The organism is Corynebacterium glaucum (assembly GCF_002287505.1).
Classification (GTDB): Bacteria; Actinomycetota; Actinomycetes; order Mycobacteriales; family Mycobacteriaceae; genus Corynebacterium; species Corynebacterium glaucum.
Window position 1 is genome coordinate 153,013 of record NZ_CP019688.1, and the last position, 16,839, is coordinate 169,851.

At 63.4% G+C, this 16,839-nt stretch carries 13 protein-coding genes and 1 tRNA gene; 8 read left to right on the plus strand and 6 right to left on the minus strand.

Features of this window, described 5'->3' with window-relative positions; genetic code table 11:
• Positions 1-7: 7 nt before the first annotated feature.
• Positions 8-2,932 carry a DUF4040 family protein gene (locus tag CGLAU_RS00750; RefSeq protein WP_095659043.1) on the minus strand — a complete coding sequence of 975 codons (2,925 nt, stop codon included), beginning with the start codon at positions 2,930-2,932 and terminating at the stop codon, positions 8-10.
• Between the two features lie 129 nt (positions 2,933-3,061).
• Between CGLAU_RS00750 and CGLAU_RS00755 the strand changes: the two genes are divergently transcribed.
• Positions 3,062-4,498, plus strand: a complete 1,437-nt coding sequence (locus CGLAU_RS00755; protein WP_095659044.1) for a hypothetical protein — start codon at positions 3,062-3,064, stop codon at positions 4,496-4,498.
• A gap of 471 nt (positions 4,499-4,969) precedes the next feature.
• On the opposite strand, the gene CGLAU_RS00765 is transcribed toward CGLAU_RS00755, so the two are convergent.
• Positions 4,970-5,776 (minus strand): hypothetical protein, encoded by an 807-nt coding sequence (locus CGLAU_RS00765; RefSeq protein WP_095659045.1) that lies wholly within the window; start codon positions 5,774-5,776, stop codon positions 4,970-4,972.
• A 153-nt stretch (positions 5,777-5,929) separates the two neighbouring features.
• Here CGLAU_RS00765 and CGLAU_RS00770 point away from each other — a divergent pair, with 153 nt between their 5' ends.
• Together CGLAU_RS00770 and CGLAU_RS00775 are read left to right on the plus strand one after the other, a co-directional pair.
• Positions 5,930-6,526 carry a YdhK family protein gene (locus tag CGLAU_RS00770; RefSeq protein ID WP_232507135.1) on the plus strand — a complete coding sequence of 199 codons (597 nt, stop codon included), beginning with the start codon at positions 5,930-5,932 and terminating at the stop codon, positions 6,524-6,526.
• Positions 6,527-6,701: 175 nt separating this feature from the next.
• A complete protein-coding gene (locus CGLAU_RS00775) occupies positions 6,702-9,953 on the plus strand; it encodes an alkaline phosphatase (protein ID WP_095659047.1) in 3,252 nt (1,083 codons plus the stop codon).
• A 77-nt stretch (positions 9,954-10,030) separates the two neighbouring features.
• Here the strand turns inward: CGLAU_RS00775 and CGLAU_RS00780 are convergent.
• Together CGLAU_RS00780 and CGLAU_RS00785 are read right to left on the minus strand one after the other, a co-directional pair.
• Positions 10,031-10,107: transfer RNA gene (locus CGLAU_RS00780), tRNA-Pro, on the minus strand.
• Positions 10,108-10,165: 58 nt separating this feature from the next.
• A complete protein-coding gene (locus CGLAU_RS00785; protein ID WP_095659048.1) occupies positions 10,166-11,056 on the minus strand; it encodes a metallophosphoesterase in 891 nt (296 codons plus the stop codon).
• A gap of 36 nt (positions 11,057-11,092) precedes the next feature.
• Here CGLAU_RS00785 and CGLAU_RS00790 point away from each other — a divergent pair, with 36 nt between their 5' ends.
• Positions 11,093-11,545 carry a GatB/YqeY domain-containing protein gene (locus CGLAU_RS00790; RefSeq protein WP_095659049.1) on the plus strand — a complete coding sequence of 151 codons (453 nt, stop codon included), beginning with the start codon at positions 11,093-11,095 and terminating at the stop codon, positions 11,543-11,545.
• 8 nt (positions 11,546-11,553) lie between these two features.
• On the opposite strand, the gene CGLAU_RS00795 is transcribed toward CGLAU_RS00790, so the two are convergent.
• The gene (locus CGLAU_RS00795; RefSeq protein WP_095659050.1) at positions 11,554-13,971 is read right to left on the minus strand and encodes a transglycosylase domain-containing protein; all 2,418 of its coding nucleotides are present in this window, start codon (positions 13,969-13,971) and stop codon (positions 11,554-11,556) included.
• Positions 13,972-14,187: 216 nt separating this feature from the next.
• On the opposite strand from CGLAU_RS00795, the gene CGLAU_RS00800 reads away from it, so the two are divergent.
• Genes CGLAU_RS00800 through CGLAU_RS00815 form a run of 4 tightly spaced genes read left to right on the plus strand, consistent with a single transcriptional unit; the run spans position 14,188 to position 16,036 of the window.
• Positions 14,188-14,544, plus strand: coding sequence for a WhiB family transcriptional regulator (locus tag CGLAU_RS00800; RefSeq protein ID WP_095659051.1), 357 nt, complete (start codon positions 14,188-14,190; stop codon positions 14,542-14,544).
• Between the two features lie 39 nt (positions 14,545-14,583).
• A complete protein-coding gene (locus CGLAU_RS00805; RefSeq protein WP_095659052.1) occupies positions 14,584-14,739 on the plus strand; it encodes a DUF4177 domain-containing protein in 156 nt (51 codons plus the stop codon).
• A gap of 3 nt (positions 14,740-14,742) precedes the next feature.
• Positions 14,743-15,213 carry a RidA family protein gene (locus CGLAU_RS00810; protein ID WP_095659053.1) on the plus strand — a complete coding sequence of 157 codons (471 nt, stop codon included), beginning with the start codon at positions 14,743-14,745 and terminating at the stop codon, positions 15,211-15,213.
• Positions 15,214-15,223: 10 nt separating this feature from the next.
• Positions 15,224-16,036, plus strand: a complete 813-nt coding sequence (locus CGLAU_RS00815) for an MBL fold metallo-hydrolase (RefSeq protein ID WP_095659054.1) — start codon at positions 15,224-15,226, stop codon at positions 16,034-16,036.
• A gap of 34 nt (positions 16,037-16,070) precedes the next feature.
• On the opposite strand, the gene glxR is transcribed toward CGLAU_RS00815, so the two are convergent.
• Positions 16,071-16,754 carry a CRP-like cAMP-activated global transcriptional regulator GlxR gene (gene glxR, locus CGLAU_RS00820; RefSeq protein WP_095659055.1) on the minus strand — a complete coding sequence of 228 codons (684 nt, stop codon included), beginning with the start codon at positions 16,752-16,754 and terminating at the stop codon, positions 16,071-16,073.
• Between the last annotated feature and the right edge of the window lie 85 nt (positions 16,755-16,839).

Here is a 16,839-nt window from a genome sequence, read left to right on the forward strand (position 1 = left end):
GGGGTGCTTACCGTTCCTTTCCGTCTGCAGGGGCGCCGGCCAGCGTGCGATCTGGCGCCGGGTTGATCGGGGCGGGGTAGGGGTCCGCCGGGTTGTCGGGCAGTTCCGGGGCCGGGACGCCCGGCAGCGGGTTCGCATCATGGTCGCGGGTGTAGGTCAGATCCGAGATGTCCTTGCCCGGGCGGAGGTAGCCGCCGAGCGCGTTGATGGCGGAGGTGACCATGCCCAGCACCGCGAGGTAAATGCCGAAGTCGAAGATGAGCGAGGTGGTCATGTGCTCGCCGGCGATCTCGCCGTGGATGGCGTACATGAAGCCGCCCTCGATGAAGCCGAGGAAGCCGGAGGTGATGGCGATGATGATGCCCCAGCCGGTGAGCTTGATCGGGGTTTCCTCGTCGACGACGTCGTTGTCCGCGCCCTCGGCGAGGTAGCTCAGCGCGAAGCCGGTGGCCAGCACCAGTGCCGCGACGAAGCCGCCGCCCGGGGCGGTGTGGCCGCGGAAGAAGATGAGCACCGACAACACGATGAGCACCGGCCAGATCAGCTTCAGGCCCTTGCGCAGCGGGATGGAGTTGAACTGGGACTGGCCGAACGGGCGCGGGCGGGTGCCGGCCTCGAAGGTGTGGCGCGGCATGGAGCCGACCACTGCGGCGATGACCACCGCGGCCATGCCCAGGACGGAAAGCTCGCCCAGGGTATCGAAGCCACGGAATTCGACGATGATTACCGCGACGATGTTGTCGGCGCTGGTGACCTCGCCGCCCTCGGTGAGGTACCACTCGGCCAGCTCGGAGCGGCCGCGGCGGCCCGTGAGCGTGTACACACCGGCGAAGGTGACCACGCCGGCAATGAGCGCGGAGATGGCCGCGGAGATCTTGCGAGGCGTGGGCGTCTCCGGGAACATGCGCGGCTGGTAGCGCAGCACCACCATGATCACCACGACGGTGAGCGCCTCCACCAGGAACTGGGTCAGTGCCACGTCTGGCGCGCCCAGCATGAGCATTTGCAAGCTCATGCCCACGCCGACGGTGCCCAGCAGGATCGCCGACGCCAGGCGCGAGCGGGTGAGCACCATGCCCACCACGGATGCCGCGATGATGGCGAACGGGATGAGGTCCCACCACACGTCGATGCCTTCGGGGCGCGGGGCTGGGGTGACGCCGTCCACGCCGTCGGTAAGCAGCAGCGTGCACAGGCCCAGCAGCAGTGCCAGGGCGACCGGCGGGAAGAGGTGGCGCGTCGGGTTGAAGCCGTCGGCAAGCGCGCCCATGCCCTTGCCCGCCGCGGCGAGGACGCCGACGGTGCCGCGCAGCACGTCATTGCCGGTGGTCGGCAGCAGCTCCTTGTTCTCCAGCGCCGCCCAGACGCTCTTGCGGGCGAAGAGGACGAACAGTACGCCGGCGACGAGCACGAGCATGGAGACGATGAACGGGGCGGTCACGCCGTGCCACAGGGCGAGGTGGGAGTGGTAGTCACCGTCGCCGGTAACCGCGTGGACACCGGCGGTGATCGGGTTGTCCACGGTGGCCAGCATGAACGGCAGCACCAGCGACATCAAACCCGGCAGAGCGGCCGGAACCCAGAAGCGAACCGGTGCTTCGTGGACGTCCGACATGTCCTTCGGGCCGTCGACAAACGCGCCGAAGACGATCTTGGCGGAGTAGACGAAGGTGAGGAACGCGGCGATGCCCGCAAGCACCAGCAGCACCATCCCGTACGGCGTCTCGTGGAACGCCTCCAAGATGGCCTCCTTGGAAATGAAGCCGAACAGCGGCGGCACCGCGGCCATCGACGCGGCCGCAACACACACGGAGGCGAAGGTGAACGGCATCTTGTCGTAGAGCTTGCCCAGGCGGCGCATGTCGCGGGTGCCGGTCTCGTGGTCGATCACGCCGATGAGCATGAACAGCGACGACTTGAACAGCGCGTGCGCCAGCGTATGCACCAGCGCCGCGGCAATGCCCACGGTCCCGCCGACACCGATGGCGGCCACGATCCAGCCCAGGTGGGACACGGTGGAGTAGGCAGTCAGGTGCTTCAGGTCTGTCTTCGTGATGGCGAAGGTGGCACTCATCAGGGCCGTAAAGAGGCCCATGATCAGCAGCAGCCCGTTCCAGGCGGGGGTGCCGTCGAAAATCGTGGAGAAGCGGATGAGCAAGTAGATGCCGGCCTTGACCACTGCTGCGGCGTGCAGGAACGCCGAGACCGGGGTGGCGGCCGCCATGGCTTCCGGAAGCCAGAAGTGGAAGGGGAACTGCGCGGCTTTGGTGAAGCCGGAGACGGCGATCAGGATCGCCACCGTGGTGGTCAGGCCCGGGTCTTGCGCCCACACGTCGGAGGCCAGGATGCCTTCGAGCGAGGTGGTGCCCGCGGCGATTGACGCCGTCGCCAGCGCCGCGAGCAGCGTCAAGCCGCCGAAGAACGTCAAAATCAGCGTGCGGTAGGAGCCGTCCTCGCCGCTGGAACCCGAACGGGCGATCAGCATGAACGACGCGATGGAGACCAGCTCCCACGCGATGAACAGCAACACGGCGTCGTCGGCAAGCACGAGCAACAGCACGGACAACGTGAACGCCGTCATGATGGTGTAGAAGCTGATGTTGCCCTTGCGTTTTGGCAGGTAGGCGGCGGAGTAGGTGAACACCACACCGCCGATGACAAGCGCGAGCAGCGCGAAGAAGATGCCCAGGCCGTCCGCCCGGAGCGCGAAGCTCACCGCGGTGCCCGGGCCGAGGATGTCTTCAGCCCAACGAACCCCCCACGTCAGCGGGGTGCCGTTGGATACAGCGGGAAATTCGCGGCCAAGCAAAGCCGCTGCAACGAAAAGCGTAAGAGCAATTGGGTAGCCGGCAGCTCGGTCCATCACCCGAACGAGGATTGGTGAAAGCACCACCGTCGCCCCGACGAGCGCGAGCACGAGAGGAAGCGTCATAAAAAGACCTTCACTGATTGTGGGACAGGTCGGACTGCCGACGTATCGGCATGTAAGACCGTACCAATTGTCCACAATCCCGGTGCGCCTACCAAAGGAACGAGGGTGCCGCGACTTTAATGACCAGGCATGAAATGGCAGATCTGGGTAGCCGTAATCGCGCTTGTCGTGGGTGCGCTCTTGCCAATGAGCCCCGCATCCACCTGGACACGAGCCGACGCCGACGCTTCCGCAGCCGCCGGTGCGCCGCAGGGTTCGCGGGGTCCGGACGGCCTCGACAACGCTCGTCGCGCGACCAGCGACGCCGCGTCGCAGCTCAGCTTGCTCACCGCAGGCACGTCGCAGCTTGTCGAAGGGGTCGGAGAGTTCGATAAAGGGAAGCAATCGCTTGTCGACGCCCTGTCCAGCGCAGAGACCGGCTCCCGCGAACTGTCCAACGGCATGGTGCAACTGCAGGCCGGCACCGGCCAGCTGGCGACGGGGGCGACCCAGGTTGCTGACACGATCGGCGGTGTCGTCGACCAGGTGGCTGGCTTCGACGCGGTGCGTGGCCAGGTTGTGGCCTCGATCGACCGTGCGCTGGAGGGGACGAAAGGCAGCAAGGACCGGGACGTGGTTGAGGCGCGCAAGGCCCTGGAGGGGCTGCGCTCCCAGGCTGTGACCGCGGAAATTCCGCCGGATGCGCTGGTGCAGATGAACCAGCTTCGCGACGGCTCACGCGAGCTGGCGAACCAGCTTTCAGTGCCTGGTTACGCGTACCACGATGGCGTGTACACGGCGACGAACGGTGCCGCCGAACTGGCCAAGGGTCTCAAGGAGATGAACGAGAACTCCGGTGAAATTGTCGACGGCATCGAGGAGCTGACCGCGGGTGCAGAGCGCATCGACGAGATGGCGAAGAAGTCCTCGGAGAAGGTCTCCGCGGTGCGCGCGGCGCTGCCGGTGGCCCCGGCGGCTGCCGCAAATGGCCAAACTGCGAACGGTCAGGGTGCGGAGGCTGAACAAGTGCAGGTGTCTTCGCTGTCGCCCGTGGCCGCAATGCTCATCGCCGCGTTACTCACACTCGGCGGCGTTGCCCTCGCTGGGGCAGCGATGGCTCTATCGCGCCGCAACTTCGCTGTGTTCGCGGGCGGTGCTGTGCTGCTCGCGCTTGCCAGCTGGATCCTGGTTGTCGTACTCGGCGCGGGCTTCGATGCGGGCCAGCTCGCGATTGCGGGGCTTGCGTTGCTGCTCGGCGCGTTCGCGGCGGCCGGCCTCCCGGCTGCGCTGGCGTCGGCATTCGGTGCCCCGGCTGGGTTCGGAGTGGCCTCTGCGCTGGCACTCGTGCAGGTCGGGCTAGTCGGCTGGGTTTGGCGCACCGCTGCGGCTGCACCGGTGGCGGGTGCTTGGTTGACGGCCTCCTCGGCTGCCCCGATGCACTGGACCACGGCGGCGCTCTCTGCAAACGGGAACAACGGTTCGCTGAGCGCCCTGATCTCTAGCTTGCTCCTGTCGCTGGTACTTGCGACGGCTGGCCTGGCTGCAATCGACGCTCGGACGCGCCGCGGCGACGGCCACGACCTCTAGCCCCGCTTTAAGGTTGTTAACCCCTGGTTATCAACCTGTTAAGCCTTAGCTAGCTCTCCCGACATCAAGGCGGCCGTTGTCGACAAGGACCAGGTCCGTGGCGATTACATCGACAACACCACCGTCGCTCGCCTGACCCTGGACAAGTGGTGGACCGCGCAGTCGGCAGATACGACCGATAAGCCGAAGCAGGACGACACCAAGCAGCCCGACGCGCCGAAGCAGGATGACTCCAAGAAGGAGGAGCCGAAGAAGGACGACAAGGACGCAAGCTCCCTGTCTCCGGCTGGTATCGCTGGCATTGTCATCGCAGTGCTTGCAGCCCTCGCTGGCATCGCAGCCTTCGTCGCACCGCAGATCCAGAACTTCCTGCCGAAGTTCTAACGCAGCGGTTATAACGCAGCGCTGAACAAACTGAACCCCTCCTCAACTCACTCAATCTGGGTGAGTCGGGGAGGGGTTCGGGGTTTGTTAGAACGGCAGCTTGATGCCCAGGTTCGGTAGAGCGAGAGCACCACCGACAATTGCAGCGATGATCGTGATGAGCGCACCGACCACCACGTCGAAGTTGCTCTGCTTCGAGCTCAGCGTCGAGGAGAGGTCCAAAGTCGGCGCGGTGCTGATCTCCGGGTAAACAACCTGTTTGCTGGTGCCAAGCGCACACGCCTCAGCTGCCTGGCGATCCGATGCCGCAATCTGGTTGCTTCGCTTGTGCGCGTCGCCTGCCGGAGTCGCCTCCCACGCGGCGACAAGCTTGTCCAGGGTGGCCTTGTCCATCTTGCCCACGTTGTTCAGCGGAATCGGATCCAGAACCGGGGACTCGGTTCCAGCCCTCACTCGAAGATTGTCCAGGTCGATGCCTTCGAGAGTGACGGCGGTCGTAGGCTCCACCGTTTTCAGCAATAGGCGAGCGCTGGTGTAGTCAAAAATGAGGTCGTCGTTCAAACCTGCTGCCTTGAGTGCTTCACGCTGCTCGGTCGAGATCTCCGGCTTCGTGGTGGCGGTGGCATTCTCGAACAGCGTCGAGCCAACCTTCGCCGCATCAGGGAAGACAGTCTCAATCGCTTTCACGAGATCGCGCGAACGCTCGTAGGGGCCGAGCGTTTTCGAGTCGTCGAAAAGCTTTTGTGCGAACTTTTTCTCTCCTGGGGTGAGAGTGACCTGACAGTGGTTGTCGCTACCCCTGGGGCCGAGGGTGGCGGCTTGGGCGGGGGTGGTGATGGTGGTCAGGGCGACGGCGCATGCGGCGATGGCGGTGACGGCGCGACGTGCGGACATGGGAAGCTTCCTTTGCAGAATCAACGTTGATAGAGGCGGTTCTACTTTGCTTAGCGCTACGCAGGTGTGAAGAGTTACACAAGTTCGGCGTGTCCGGCCTCTGGTAAGCCTGGAATGAGAGCCAACGAACCAGAAAGGACCAAGGAGGATCCCTTGAACACGTTCAAAACCGTCGCCCTCGTTGCTGGTGCAGCCGCATCCGTTTTCGCGGTGAGCGCTTGCTCGACGGACAGCGCTACCGACAGTGCAGACGAGACCACTGCAGCATCGCAGAGCAGTCATGAGGGCCATGAAGGCCACGGCGCTGGCGGCCACGAGCACGACCACCCGGAAGATGGCGGCCCGGCACCGGCCGGCATCGAGGAGGCCGAGAACCCGACGTACCCGGTGGGGGAGGAGGTCATCCTCACTGCTGACCACATGCCGGGCATGGACGGCGCGCCAGCAACCGTGTCCGGCGCGTTCAAGACTTACATCTACGCGGTCACCTACACCCCGACCGACGGCGGCGACCCGGTGGTCGACCACAAGTGGGTTGTGCACGAGGAGTTGGACAACGTCGGCGATGAGCGGCTTGCCGACGGCGCGACCGCTGTCATGAACGCCGAGCACATGAGCGGGATGAAGGGCGCGGAGGCAACGATCGTATCCTCGACTGATGAGACGGTGTACATGGTGGACATCGACACCGACGAGATGACCATGAAGCGCCACAAGTGGGTCGTGGAGAGCGAGATCCAGCCGAAATAAGCCTTATTGGAAAGCGTTCTCATCGGCACGACGGAATATATACGGGATGATCTGCGAGTTTATGTGATAAACCGAGTGTTTACCTAGAGTTAAGGAACTGGCAAGCGGCTGGGCATAGCGTGAGGATTGGTTGAAAAACCACTAAATTTTCCCACCTCTCCGAAGGGATAGCTTCATGCGCTTCTCATTGAAGGCAGCAGCTTCCATCGCCAGCGCATCAGCGCTGACCCTGGCAACCCTGCCTATGGCGGCCGCAGAAACCGCCCCCTACCAGTCCTTCAACGGCAAGGACTCCTGCATATCTATCGATTCCAATGGCAACGTTCGCGCACCCCAACCAGGCGAGTGCGCGCAGTTTGGCAAGGGTGGCCCGGGTAACTCCGATGCCCAAGCGCGAAACGTCATCTTCATTCTTGGCGACGGCATGGGCCATCAAGAGATCACCGCCGCCCGCAACTACCTCAAGGGCGCTAACGGTCGTTTTGACGGTCTCGACAACCTGACGGCATCGGGCGCCTACACCACCTTTGCTATCGGCAAGGACGGAAAGCGTCAGTACGTTACCGATTCTGCCGCATCGGGCACGGGCTGGACCACCGGTACGAAGTCCTACAACGGCGCGCTGGGCGTGGACATCGCAGGCACCCCGCACGAAAACCTCCTCGAGATGGCGAAGAATTCCGGCATGCGCACGGGCAACGTGTCCACCGCCGAAATTCAAGATGCCACGCCGGGTGCACTGGGCACCCACTCGCGAAACCGCTCTTACTACGCACCTTCCGGTGAAAAGAAGGTCGTCGGTGAAGAGGACGCCCGCGAAAACGGCGGTCTTGGTTCGATCTCTGAGCAGATCATCGACACGCGCGCTGATGTCACGCTCGGTGGCGGCCGCAAGTACTTTGACACTGAGGTTGTAGAAGGCGGTGAAAACCGCAACCCGTTCCTCACCAACAAGAACGACGGTGGAAAGGAATGGGAGGCTGGCAAGACCGTTCGCGAGAACGCTGAGGCTAAAGGCTTTCAGCTTATCGACGACAAGGACGGCCTCGCTGGGATCACCGTAGCGAACCAGGACACTCCGGTTCTTGGCCTTTTCAATGACGGCAACATGACTCGTCGCTACGAGAAGACAGTTCCAGTGAAAACCGATGGCACCACCACGCCGGAGGTCTGCGAAACGCAGGATAACGGCAACGAACCCACCGCAGCGGAGATGACTAAGAAGGCCATCGAGTTGCTCGATGATAAGAACGCCGAGAAGGGCTTCTTCCTTCAGGTTGAGTCCGCCTCCATCGACAAAGCTGACCACGCCGCCGATGCCTGCGGCATGATCGGCGAGACTGAGCAGATCGACGAAGTGATCAAGGCTGCGCTCGACTTCGCCAAGGCAGACGGTGACACTCTTGTCGTGGTCACCGCAGACCACGCTCACACTGCGGAAATCGTCCCCGACGGCCAGCCGTCGGTATCCCCAGTGACCCGCTTGAAGGTTGCCAAGGATTCCCGCGACGGCCAGGACAATGTCATGTCCGTGGCCTTCGGAACCGTGGCATGGCAGGACAAAGATGGCAACGACACCTTTGCCTCGAAGAAGATTGGTGATCCGTTCGACAACCCGAGCTTTTCCATGCAGCACACCGGAACTCAGGTGCGCATCGCCGGCTTCGGCCCAGGCTCGGAAAACCTCAACGGTCAGATGGATCAGACCGATGCGTTCTATGTGATGGCGAACGCAATGCGTCTCAACGGCGGGACCGAGGGTGGTCAGAAGCCGTGGGGCATCACCAGCGGCAACAAGCTGCAGTCCCTCGCGGTACGCAACGAGGCGAAGGGCAGCGACGAGTTGTGCTACCTGGTGAAGCCTGGCACCGCGCCGGCGGTCGGTGACTGCGCTCAGTTTGGCAAGACCGGCCAGGGCATTGACAAGACCAAGGCGAAGAACGTTGTCGTGATGATCGCCGACGGTACCGGCGACAGCGAAATCACTGCGGCCCGCAACTACCTCAAGGGTTCCGCTGGTCGCTTTGAGGGCCTGGACAACTTGGACTACACCGGTTACCAGACCACCTTCTCCCTCGATAGGGAGACGGGACTGCCGGATTACGTTACGGATTCGGCTGCGTCCGGCACCGCCTGGAACTCGGGCGTGAAGACCTACGACGGTGCAATCGGCGTTGACCTCAACGGCAAGCCCGTTGCCACCATGGGTGAGATCGCTAAGGCTCACGGCATGAAGATCGGTAACGTCACCACCGCAGAGGTGCAGGACGCCACCCCAGCTGCGTTCGCCGCTCACGCGCTTTCCCGCTCTGATTACGCTCCGTCGGGCGGCAAGGATCTCAAGCAGGCGCAGGACAAGCAGCTGCGCGAGAATGGCGGTCTCGGCTCGATCTCCGAGCAGATCGTTGATCTGCGTGCAGATGTCACCCTCGGCGGCGGTGCGAAGTACTTTGATGCAGACGTGAAGCAGGGCGGCCGATTCGGTGCGGGCACCGAATGGACTGCAGGCAAGTCCGTGCTCGAAAACGCTAAGGACAACGGCTACCAGGTTGTCTCCAACGCCTCCGAGCTTGCTGCCCTTCAGAACAGCGACGAGCCGATCCTGGGCCTTTTCTCTGACGGGAACATGCCGCGTCGCCTCGACCGCCTCGTACCGACGAAGGATGGCGCGAACGCGGATTCCAAGGTCTGCGCCGCAAACCCGAAGTTCACTGACGAGACCCCGACGCTGGCAAACATGACCGGCAAGGCACTGGAGTTGCTGCAGAACGACAACGGCTTCCTCCTGCAGGTTGAGTCCGCATCGCCGGACAAGGCAGCGCACGATTCCGATCCGTGCGGTCTGTTTGGTGAGGTCGGTCAGTTCGACGAGGCGATCTCCGTTGTCCAGCAGTGGGCAGAGAAGACCGGCGAGCCGACGTTGATCATCGCAACCGCGGACCACGCTCACGCCACGCAGATCACCTACAACGACACTGAAACCGCTGGCCTGACCTCCAAGGTGCTCACCGCTGATGGCAGCCCGATGACTATCAACTACTCCAACACCACGGAGCTCGAGTCCTCCTCCAAGCCGGGCACGCCGGGTTACGAGGAGCACACCGGTACCCAGGTGCGAATCGCGGCTTCCGGTCCGGGTGCGGCGAACATCACCGGTCAGATCGATGAAACTGACATCTTCTATGCCGTGATGAACGCGCTGCAGCTTGATCCGTCGAAGAGCAGCGGCGATACTCAGCAGGCAGGCGACGATGCTGGCAAGGGCACTGACAAGAGCGCCAACACCAGCTCCCAGGGCAGCTCTGATAAGCCAGCGTTGTTCGTGGTCGGCGTGCTGGCCACCATCACTGCCGTTCTCGGTGCGATTGGATTCATCTTCCAGGATCAAATCCAGCCGTTGCTGGCTCAATTCCTGCCGAAGTTCTAACCCACGTGCAGCGCGCGCTTGAGCGCAGCGCGCACGAAAAACCCGCCGGGCAGACTGCCAGGCGGGTTTTGCCGTGTTGGTCGGGATAACAGGATTTGAACCTGCGACCTCTTCGTCCCGAACGAAGCGCGCTACCAAGCTGCGCCATATCCCGGTACTCGGAACACTCTACCCCCGCCCGATACAACCGCCAAAACGGCAGTTCAGGGCGATTATCGCTGTTCGGTGACGCGGATGCGCGCGGCCGTCGGCGGGCAGAAGAAGCGCACCGGCGCGTACTTCGACTGGCCTAAACCAGGCGAGACGTGCATCCACATGTCGCCGTAACGGTGCAGACCCGACGCGCGCTCACGGTCGATGTCCGCGTTGGTCACCAGCGCACGCCCACCCGGCAGACAGATCTGGCCGCCGTGGGTGTGGCCCGAAAGCGCCAGCTGGTAGCCGTCGGCCTCGAACGCGTCCAGCACCCGCCGGTACGGCGCGTGCAACAAACCGATCGACAAGTCCGCATCCGGGTTCGGCGCGCCGGCAATCTTGGAGTACTCATCCAACTTGTGGTGCGGGTCGTCCACACCGGAGACCGCGAGGCGCAGCCCAGAAGCCTTGAACTCCAGCCGCTGGTGGGTCGCGTCCTGCCAACCGCGCTCGATGAACGCCGCGCGCATTCCCTCCCAGGGCAGATCCACGTAGCTGGGTTCGCGCTTCTGGTCCAGTAGGTACTTCATCGGGTTGACCGGCTGCGGCGCCCAGTAATCGTTGGTGCCAAACACGAACACGCCAGGCACGTCCAAAAGCGGCCCCAGCGCATCCAGCACCCACGGCACGGCGTTCATGTCGGAGAGGTTGTCGCCGGTGTTTACCACCAGGTCGGGCTCGAGCTCCGCAAGCGCCTGCACAAACTCCACCTTCTTGCGCTGGCCGGGAATCATGTGCAGGTCTGCGACGTGCAAGATATTGAAACTCTCGCGGCCTTGCAGCGTGCCCGGTTTGAGCAGCTCAAGCGAGTAATCCACCACGCGGAAGTCGCGGGTTTGTAGCGCGCCCCAAGTGATCGTCGATAAGCCCAAAGCTCCGGTCATGGCAAGTGCGCGAGATTTCTTCATCGGCCCGATTTTAGCGCTCAAGTACGCTTGGGGCCCATGAGTGCATTGAAAGACCAGATCCGCGCTGACCTCAAAGAGGCCATGAAAGCCAAGGAAAAGGAGCGCACGGGCACGATCCGTATGCTGCTCGCCGCGATCCAGACCGCGGAGACCGAAGGGTCGAAGCATGAGGTGAGCGATGACGAGATTCAGAAGATCATCGCCCGCGAGATCAAGAAGCGTCGCGAGTCCGCCGAGATCTACCAAACCAACGGCCGCGAAGAGCTCGCTGAGGCAGAGCTCAATGAGGCAGCAATCCTCGAGTCCTACCAGCCCCAGCAGCTCACCGATGCAGAGCTTGCTTCGCTTGTCGACGGAGTGGTTGACCGCCTCGGCGCCACCTCCATGGCCCAGATGGGCGATGTGATGAAGGCCGCCACGGCAGAAGCTGCTGGCCGAGCCGACGGCAAGCGCCTCTCCGGTGCCGTCCGGGCGCGCCTTGGGAACTAGCAGCGTAACTAGCGGAAGTACTGCTGGAGGCCTTCCGCCATCTCGTTGAGCTGGCGCTCCAGCTCTTCGGTGTCGATCCCGCTCGGCTCCGGGCTTTCGGAGCCGGAGTTGTCGTTGTCATCGTTGTCCACGCGGGGGCTTGTGGTGGTGCCGCCGGGGCGGGTGCCCGTGCCGTCCGAGGCGTTCAAGGTGACTAGGGAACCGCGGGCCAGGTTCGGATCTGCTGGGGTGACCGAGACAACCTCGCCCTTGGGTGCGCCACCGCCGTACACCGTGACGATGGTGACGGTGTAGCCCTCGCCTTCAAGCTTCGCCTTGGCGGCCTGCGACTGCATGCCGATAGCTTCATCGAGCACGCCGCGACGGGTGCCCTTGTCGTAGCCTTCCGGTGTCCCGGGTAGCCCCGCTTCAGCGGCACCAGGAACTCGGAGGGCAGCCTGGAACCATGTGTCTGCGGCCTCGTTGCCGCCGAACAACGTGCCGTTTGCGCACTGGCGGACGGGGCTGGTGCAAAGTGGGGTGGTTTGGGTGCCGTCGTTGAAGATGTACGGCGCAGCAGCCAGCCCGCGGGTGAACCCGAGGAACGCCGATGACTGGTGCGACTCCGTGGTGCCCGTCTTTGCCGCAACGGGAGCGCGCCACCCGTTCGCGCTCGCAGCGCGCGCGGCGGTGCCCTTGGTGGTGTCGTGCGACATGCCGTTGGCCAGAGCGGCTGCGATATCGGGCTCAACTGCTTGTTCGCAATCCGGCCGCTCGATGTAGACCTCCTGGCCGTACTTGTCGGTCACGCTCTTCACCGGGTTCGGTTCGCACCAGCGGCCCTCAGAGGCAAGCGTGGCTGCGACGTTGGACAGCTCAAGCGCGTTGACTGGGGTGGGCCCGAGCGTGAACGCGCCCATGTTGTCCTCTTTGGCTGCGGTCGCGATGGAGCGGCCGTCGCCAAACGTGCCCTCGTCCTGGTACGAGCGCATGCCGAGGCGCACCGCGATGTCGACGGTGTTGGCCACACCCACCTGCTGAACAAGTTCGATGAACGTGGTGTTGGGGGACTGCGCGAGCGCATCGCTCAGGCTCATTCGCGGAGCGTACCGGCCCGCGTTCTCCACGCAGTACGCGTTGGGCGGGCACCCTTCCGCGCCGCCATGGCCCATCCCGTAGACCACCGAGCGGGTGGGCACCTCCAACATGGTGTTCAACCCGTAGCCCTGCTCAAGCGCTGCGGCGGCGGTGAAGATCTTGAACACCGATCCGGCGCCGTTGCCCACCAGCGAGGTCGGCTGCGGCATGATCGTCTGGCTTTGGTCCAGGTCGAGACCGTAGAAGCGCGAAGACGCCATTGCGACGATGTCGCGCGAATCCGTGCCCGGCGCGATCACGTTGAGTACTTCGGCAACACCGCCAGCCTCGGGCGAGACGTTGTTGCGCACCGCAGTTTGGGTCGCATCCTGGATCGCCGGGTCGAGGGTGGTTGTGATCGTGTACGAACCGTGCTCGAGGTCCTCCTGGGTGAGGCCCTTTTCTGCAAGATATTTCAGCGCGTAATCGCAGAAGAATCCGCGGTCGCCGGCACCGAGGCAACCGTCGGGAAGCAAATTGGGTTCCTCGAGCACACCGAGTGGCTCTCCTGCGATGGAGTCAGCCTCCTGCTGGCTGATGTAGCCCTCGGCCGCCATGTTGTTCAGCACGGTGTTGCGGCGCTGAGTTGCCCCGTCGGGGTTGGTGTACGGGTTCAGGTACTCGGAGGACTGCAGGATGCCGACGAGGAGTGCGGCCTGCCCCGGGTCGAGATCCGCGGCGGGCTTGTCGAAGTAGGTGCGCGCAGCTGCCTCAATACCGTAGGCGTGGTTACCAAAGGAAACGAGGTTGAGATAGCGGGTGAGGATCTGGTCCTTGGTCAGTGTCTTGTCCAGATCCGAGGCCATCCGCATCTCGCGCAGCTTGCGGGGGATGGACTGCTCGGTAGCGGCGCGCGCGTCCTCGTCATCCTCCGCCTCGATGAGCCAGAGGTAGTTCTTCACGTACTGCTGGTTGATCGTGGACGCGCCCTGCTCCACCCCACCGGCCAGCACGTTGGTGACCATGGCGCGGATGAAGCCCTGCATATCCACACCTTCGTGTTCGTAGAACCGGCGGTCTTCGGTAGCTACCAGAGCGTTCTTCACGTGGTCGGAGATTTCCTCGCTGGCCACTTCGTAGCGGCGCTGGTGGTATACCCACGCCATCGGGTTGCCGGCCGCGTCCGTGATGGTGGTGACGCCTGGGACATCACCCCCGGACATGTCCGAAAGGTTGGACTGCATCGTCTCATCTGTGCGGGCAACGGCCATGCCACCGATGCCGACTATGGGCGCGATGCACAGCGCCATTATCAACCCGGCCGTAACCATGGCGACCAGGAGTTTTGCAAGTGACCTCAGGGCAGACACGTCACTACCGTAATTCATGCTGCGGTGAGGGGGAATACGTAACTCCCCCCGATTTTGTGATCCATTCGACAGCGAATATTGCCTGTGAATACACTTACACGCGTAACGCACATGTTGTTGTGGGGCGCTGAGGTACTGGCCTGTCAAGTATTTCACGGAGTGCCCCGCTGCAAGAATCTGCGGCATCTCGCAGATATCTCCTGAAAGGGGCCTGACATGACCGCCACGCTGGGACAGACCGCCGTTGATGCCCGCAGCACCACCCCCAAAAAGTGTGATGCAGCTGGCAACCTGGTTTTTGATCGGGGGGAGTGGGTCACTCAGGCGCACTGTCGCTCCGGAGATCCGGATGCGCTCTTCGTCCGCGGGGCGGAACAGCGCAAGGCGGCAGCGGTGTGCCGCCGTTGCCCGGTGCTCGTGGAGTGTCGTGCGGACGCGCTGGACAACAAGGTCGAGTTCGGGGTGTGGGGCGGTTTGACCGAACGTCAACGTCGCGCAGTGCTGCGTAAAAACCCGCACGTCACTGACTGGGCTACCCACCTCGCCACCGGAGGCGAGATCGAAGGCCTCTAAGCGCCGACGCGACCTCCGGGCAGCGGTACAGTGGATCTCATGACGAAATGGGAATACGCCACCGTGCCGCTGCTTTCGCATGCAACCAAGCAGATCCTTGATTCCTGGGGCGAGGACGGATGGGAACTAGTTGCCGTGACCCCGGGCCCGAACCCAGACAACGTAGTCGCCTACATGAAGCGGGAGTTGAGCTAAACCATGGCCAAATGGAGCGATCGTCTCGCTGAACTGGGGATTGAGCTGCCGGCTGTCGCCGCTCCGGTCGCTGCGTACGTCCCGGCAGTGCGCACCGGCAACCAGGTGTGGACCTCCGGCCAGCTGCCGTTTGTGGACGGTGAGCTCGCCGCCACCGGCAAGGTCGGTGCCGCAGTATCGCAGGAAGATGCGTACACCTACGCCCGCCACTGCGCACTGAACGCAATCGCTGCCGTTGATGCCTTAGTCGGTGTCGACGAGATTGCACGAGTGCTCAAAGTGGTCGGCTATGTCGCCTCTGACCCTGATTTCACTGGTCAGCCGGCGGTGGTCAATGGCGCTTCGGAACTGATGCAGGAGATCTTCGGAGAGGCTGGCGAGCACGCTCGCTCCGCCGTCGGGGTTGCCGCGCTGCCAATGAATGCGCCCGTTGAGATCGAGCTTGTCGTCGAGCTGCGCGCCGCAGGCAGCTAAAGTAGTGGTCATGGAACATCCCGCCTACAGTCAGCTTCGCCCGGTGACGGCTTCCGCAGCCGTCGTCTTGGCACCGAACCCGAGTTACGCGGCGCTTGAAGGCACGAACTCCTGGGTGATTCGTGCACCCGAGGATGAGTTCAGCATCGTTGTTGATCCGGGTCCTGCCGACGAGGGGCATCTCAACGTGCTTCAGGCGCGCGCCGAGAAAGTCGCTCTGGTGCTGCTCACGCACCGCCACCACGACCATGCAGATGGTGCACAGCGCTTCCGCCAGCTTGCAGGAGCGCCGGTTCGCGCTTTCAATCCGCAGTATTGCTTGGGAGCGGAGCCGCTTACCGACGGCGAAGTGATCAGCGTCGACGGCATCACCCCGACGCTGAAGGTGGTGGCTAGCCCGGGTCACACCCGCGATTCGGTGTGCTTCTACGTCTACCCGACCAGAGATCAGTCGGGGGCGCCGGAGGCGATTCTCACCGGCGACACGATCGCTGGCCGCCACACCACCATGATCTCTGAGACCGACGGTGACCTCGGTGACTATCTGGCCACTCTGGAGCGGCTGCAAACCGACGGCAAGGATGTCACCCTGCTTCCGGGCCACGGCCCAGAAGGAGCGGATCTGTCTGCGTACGCTCGCAAGTACATCGACCGTCGAAACCTACGCCTCGACCAGATCCGGGAGGCACTCGCGAAGTATGGCGAGGACGTGGACATCAACACCCTGGTGGACGCGATCTATGACGATGTCGACCCGGTTTTGCGCGGCGCGGCAGAGCAATCCACCCGGGTGACGCTTCGCTACCTGAAACAGCAGCAATAAGCAGCGGCCGCAGTACAGCTAGCGGGGCGCCCCGCTAGCGTGCGCGCCGAGCGAGGTGCTCGGTGTCCACGATGAGCACGCTCTTGCCCTCGAGGCGGATCCAACCGCGGTGAGCGAAGGTTGCAAGCGCCTTGTTCACAGTTTCGCGGGAGGCGCCCACCAGCTGGGCGATTTCTTCCTGCGTCAGATCGTGATTGACACGCAGCGCGCCCCCCTCTTGGGTGCCGAAGCGGTTTGCCAGCTGGAGCAGGGTCTTGGCGACACGGCCGGGGACATCGGTGAAGATAAGGTCCGCGAGCGATGCGTTGGTGCGGCGCAGGCGGCGAGCAAGGACGCGAAGCAGCTGCTGCGAGATCTCCGGGTGCTCATCGATCCACTGCTTGAGCATCGTCGAGTCCATCGTTGCCGCCGTGACCTCGGTGACGCAGACAGCGGAAGAGGTGCGCGGGCCGGGATCGAAAATGGAGAGTTCGCCGAACATGTCGGACGGGCCCATCACGGAGAGCAGGTTTTCGCGGCCGTCGGGAGCGTGGCGTGCGAGCTTCACCTTGCCGGAGACGATGATGTAGAGCCGGTCGCCTGGCTCGCCTTCGTCGAAGATCGTCGTTCCGCGAGGGAACGTCACGGTCTCCATGTCCTCGATGAGGGCACCTACCGCAGTAGGGTCAACCCCCTGGAAAATGCCCGCTCTGGCAAGGGTCTCCTGCACGCCTTCCATTGAACCTCCTCGCGCGCCCCATGAGGGGAGTGAGCATCACGCTAACTACGTGCGGGTACTGCGTGGTTTTTCTCACTCGGGGCAT

What these genes read in the sequence shown, in the direction of transcription:
- CGLAU_RS00805 (WP_095659052.1), top strand. Translation starts at nt 14,584, where the DNA reads ATGACGAAATGGGAATACGCCACCGTGCCGCTGCTTTCGCATGCAACC.
- CGLAU_RS00775 (WP_095659047.1), top strand. Translation starts at nt 6,702, where the DNA reads ATGCGCTTCTCATTGAAGGCAGCAGCTTCCATCGCCAGCGCATCAGCG.
- CGLAU_RS00810 (WP_095659053.1), top strand. Translation starts at nt 14,743, where the DNA reads ATGGCCAAATGGAGCGATCGTCTCGCTGAACTGGGGATTGAGCTGCCG.
- CGLAU_RS00790 (WP_095659049.1), top strand. Translation starts at nt 11,093, where the DNA reads ATGAGTGCATTGAAAGACCAGATCCGCGCTGACCTCAAAGAGGCCATG.
- glxR (WP_095659055.1), bottom strand. Translation starts at nt 16,754, where the DNA reads ATGGAAGGCGTGCAGGAGACCCTTGCCAGAGCGGGCATTTTCCAGGGG.
- CGLAU_RS00800 (WP_095659051.1), top strand. Translation starts at nt 14,188, where the DNA reads ATGACCGCCACGCTGGGACAGACCGCCGTTGATGCCCGCAGCACCACC.
- CGLAU_RS00785 (WP_095659048.1), bottom strand. Translation starts at nt 11,056, where the DNA reads ATGAAGAAATCTCGCGCACTTGCCATGACCGGAGCTTTGGGCTTATCG.
- CGLAU_RS00765 (WP_095659045.1), bottom strand. Translation starts at nt 5,776, where the DNA reads ATGTCCGCACGTCGCGCCGTCACCGCCATCGCCGCATGCGCCGTCGCC.
- CGLAU_RS00815 (WP_095659054.1), top strand. Translation starts at nt 15,224, where the DNA reads ATGGAACATCCCGCCTACAGTCAGCTTCGCCCGGTGACGGCTTCCGCA.
- CGLAU_RS00755 (WP_095659044.1), top strand. Translation starts at nt 3,062, where the DNA reads ATGAAATGGCAGATCTGGGTAGCCGTAATCGCGCTTGTCGTGGGTGCG.
- CGLAU_RS00750 (WP_095659043.1), bottom strand. Translation starts at nt 2,932, where the DNA reads ATGACGCTTCCTCTCGTGCTCGCGCTCGTCGGGGCGACGGTGGTGCTT.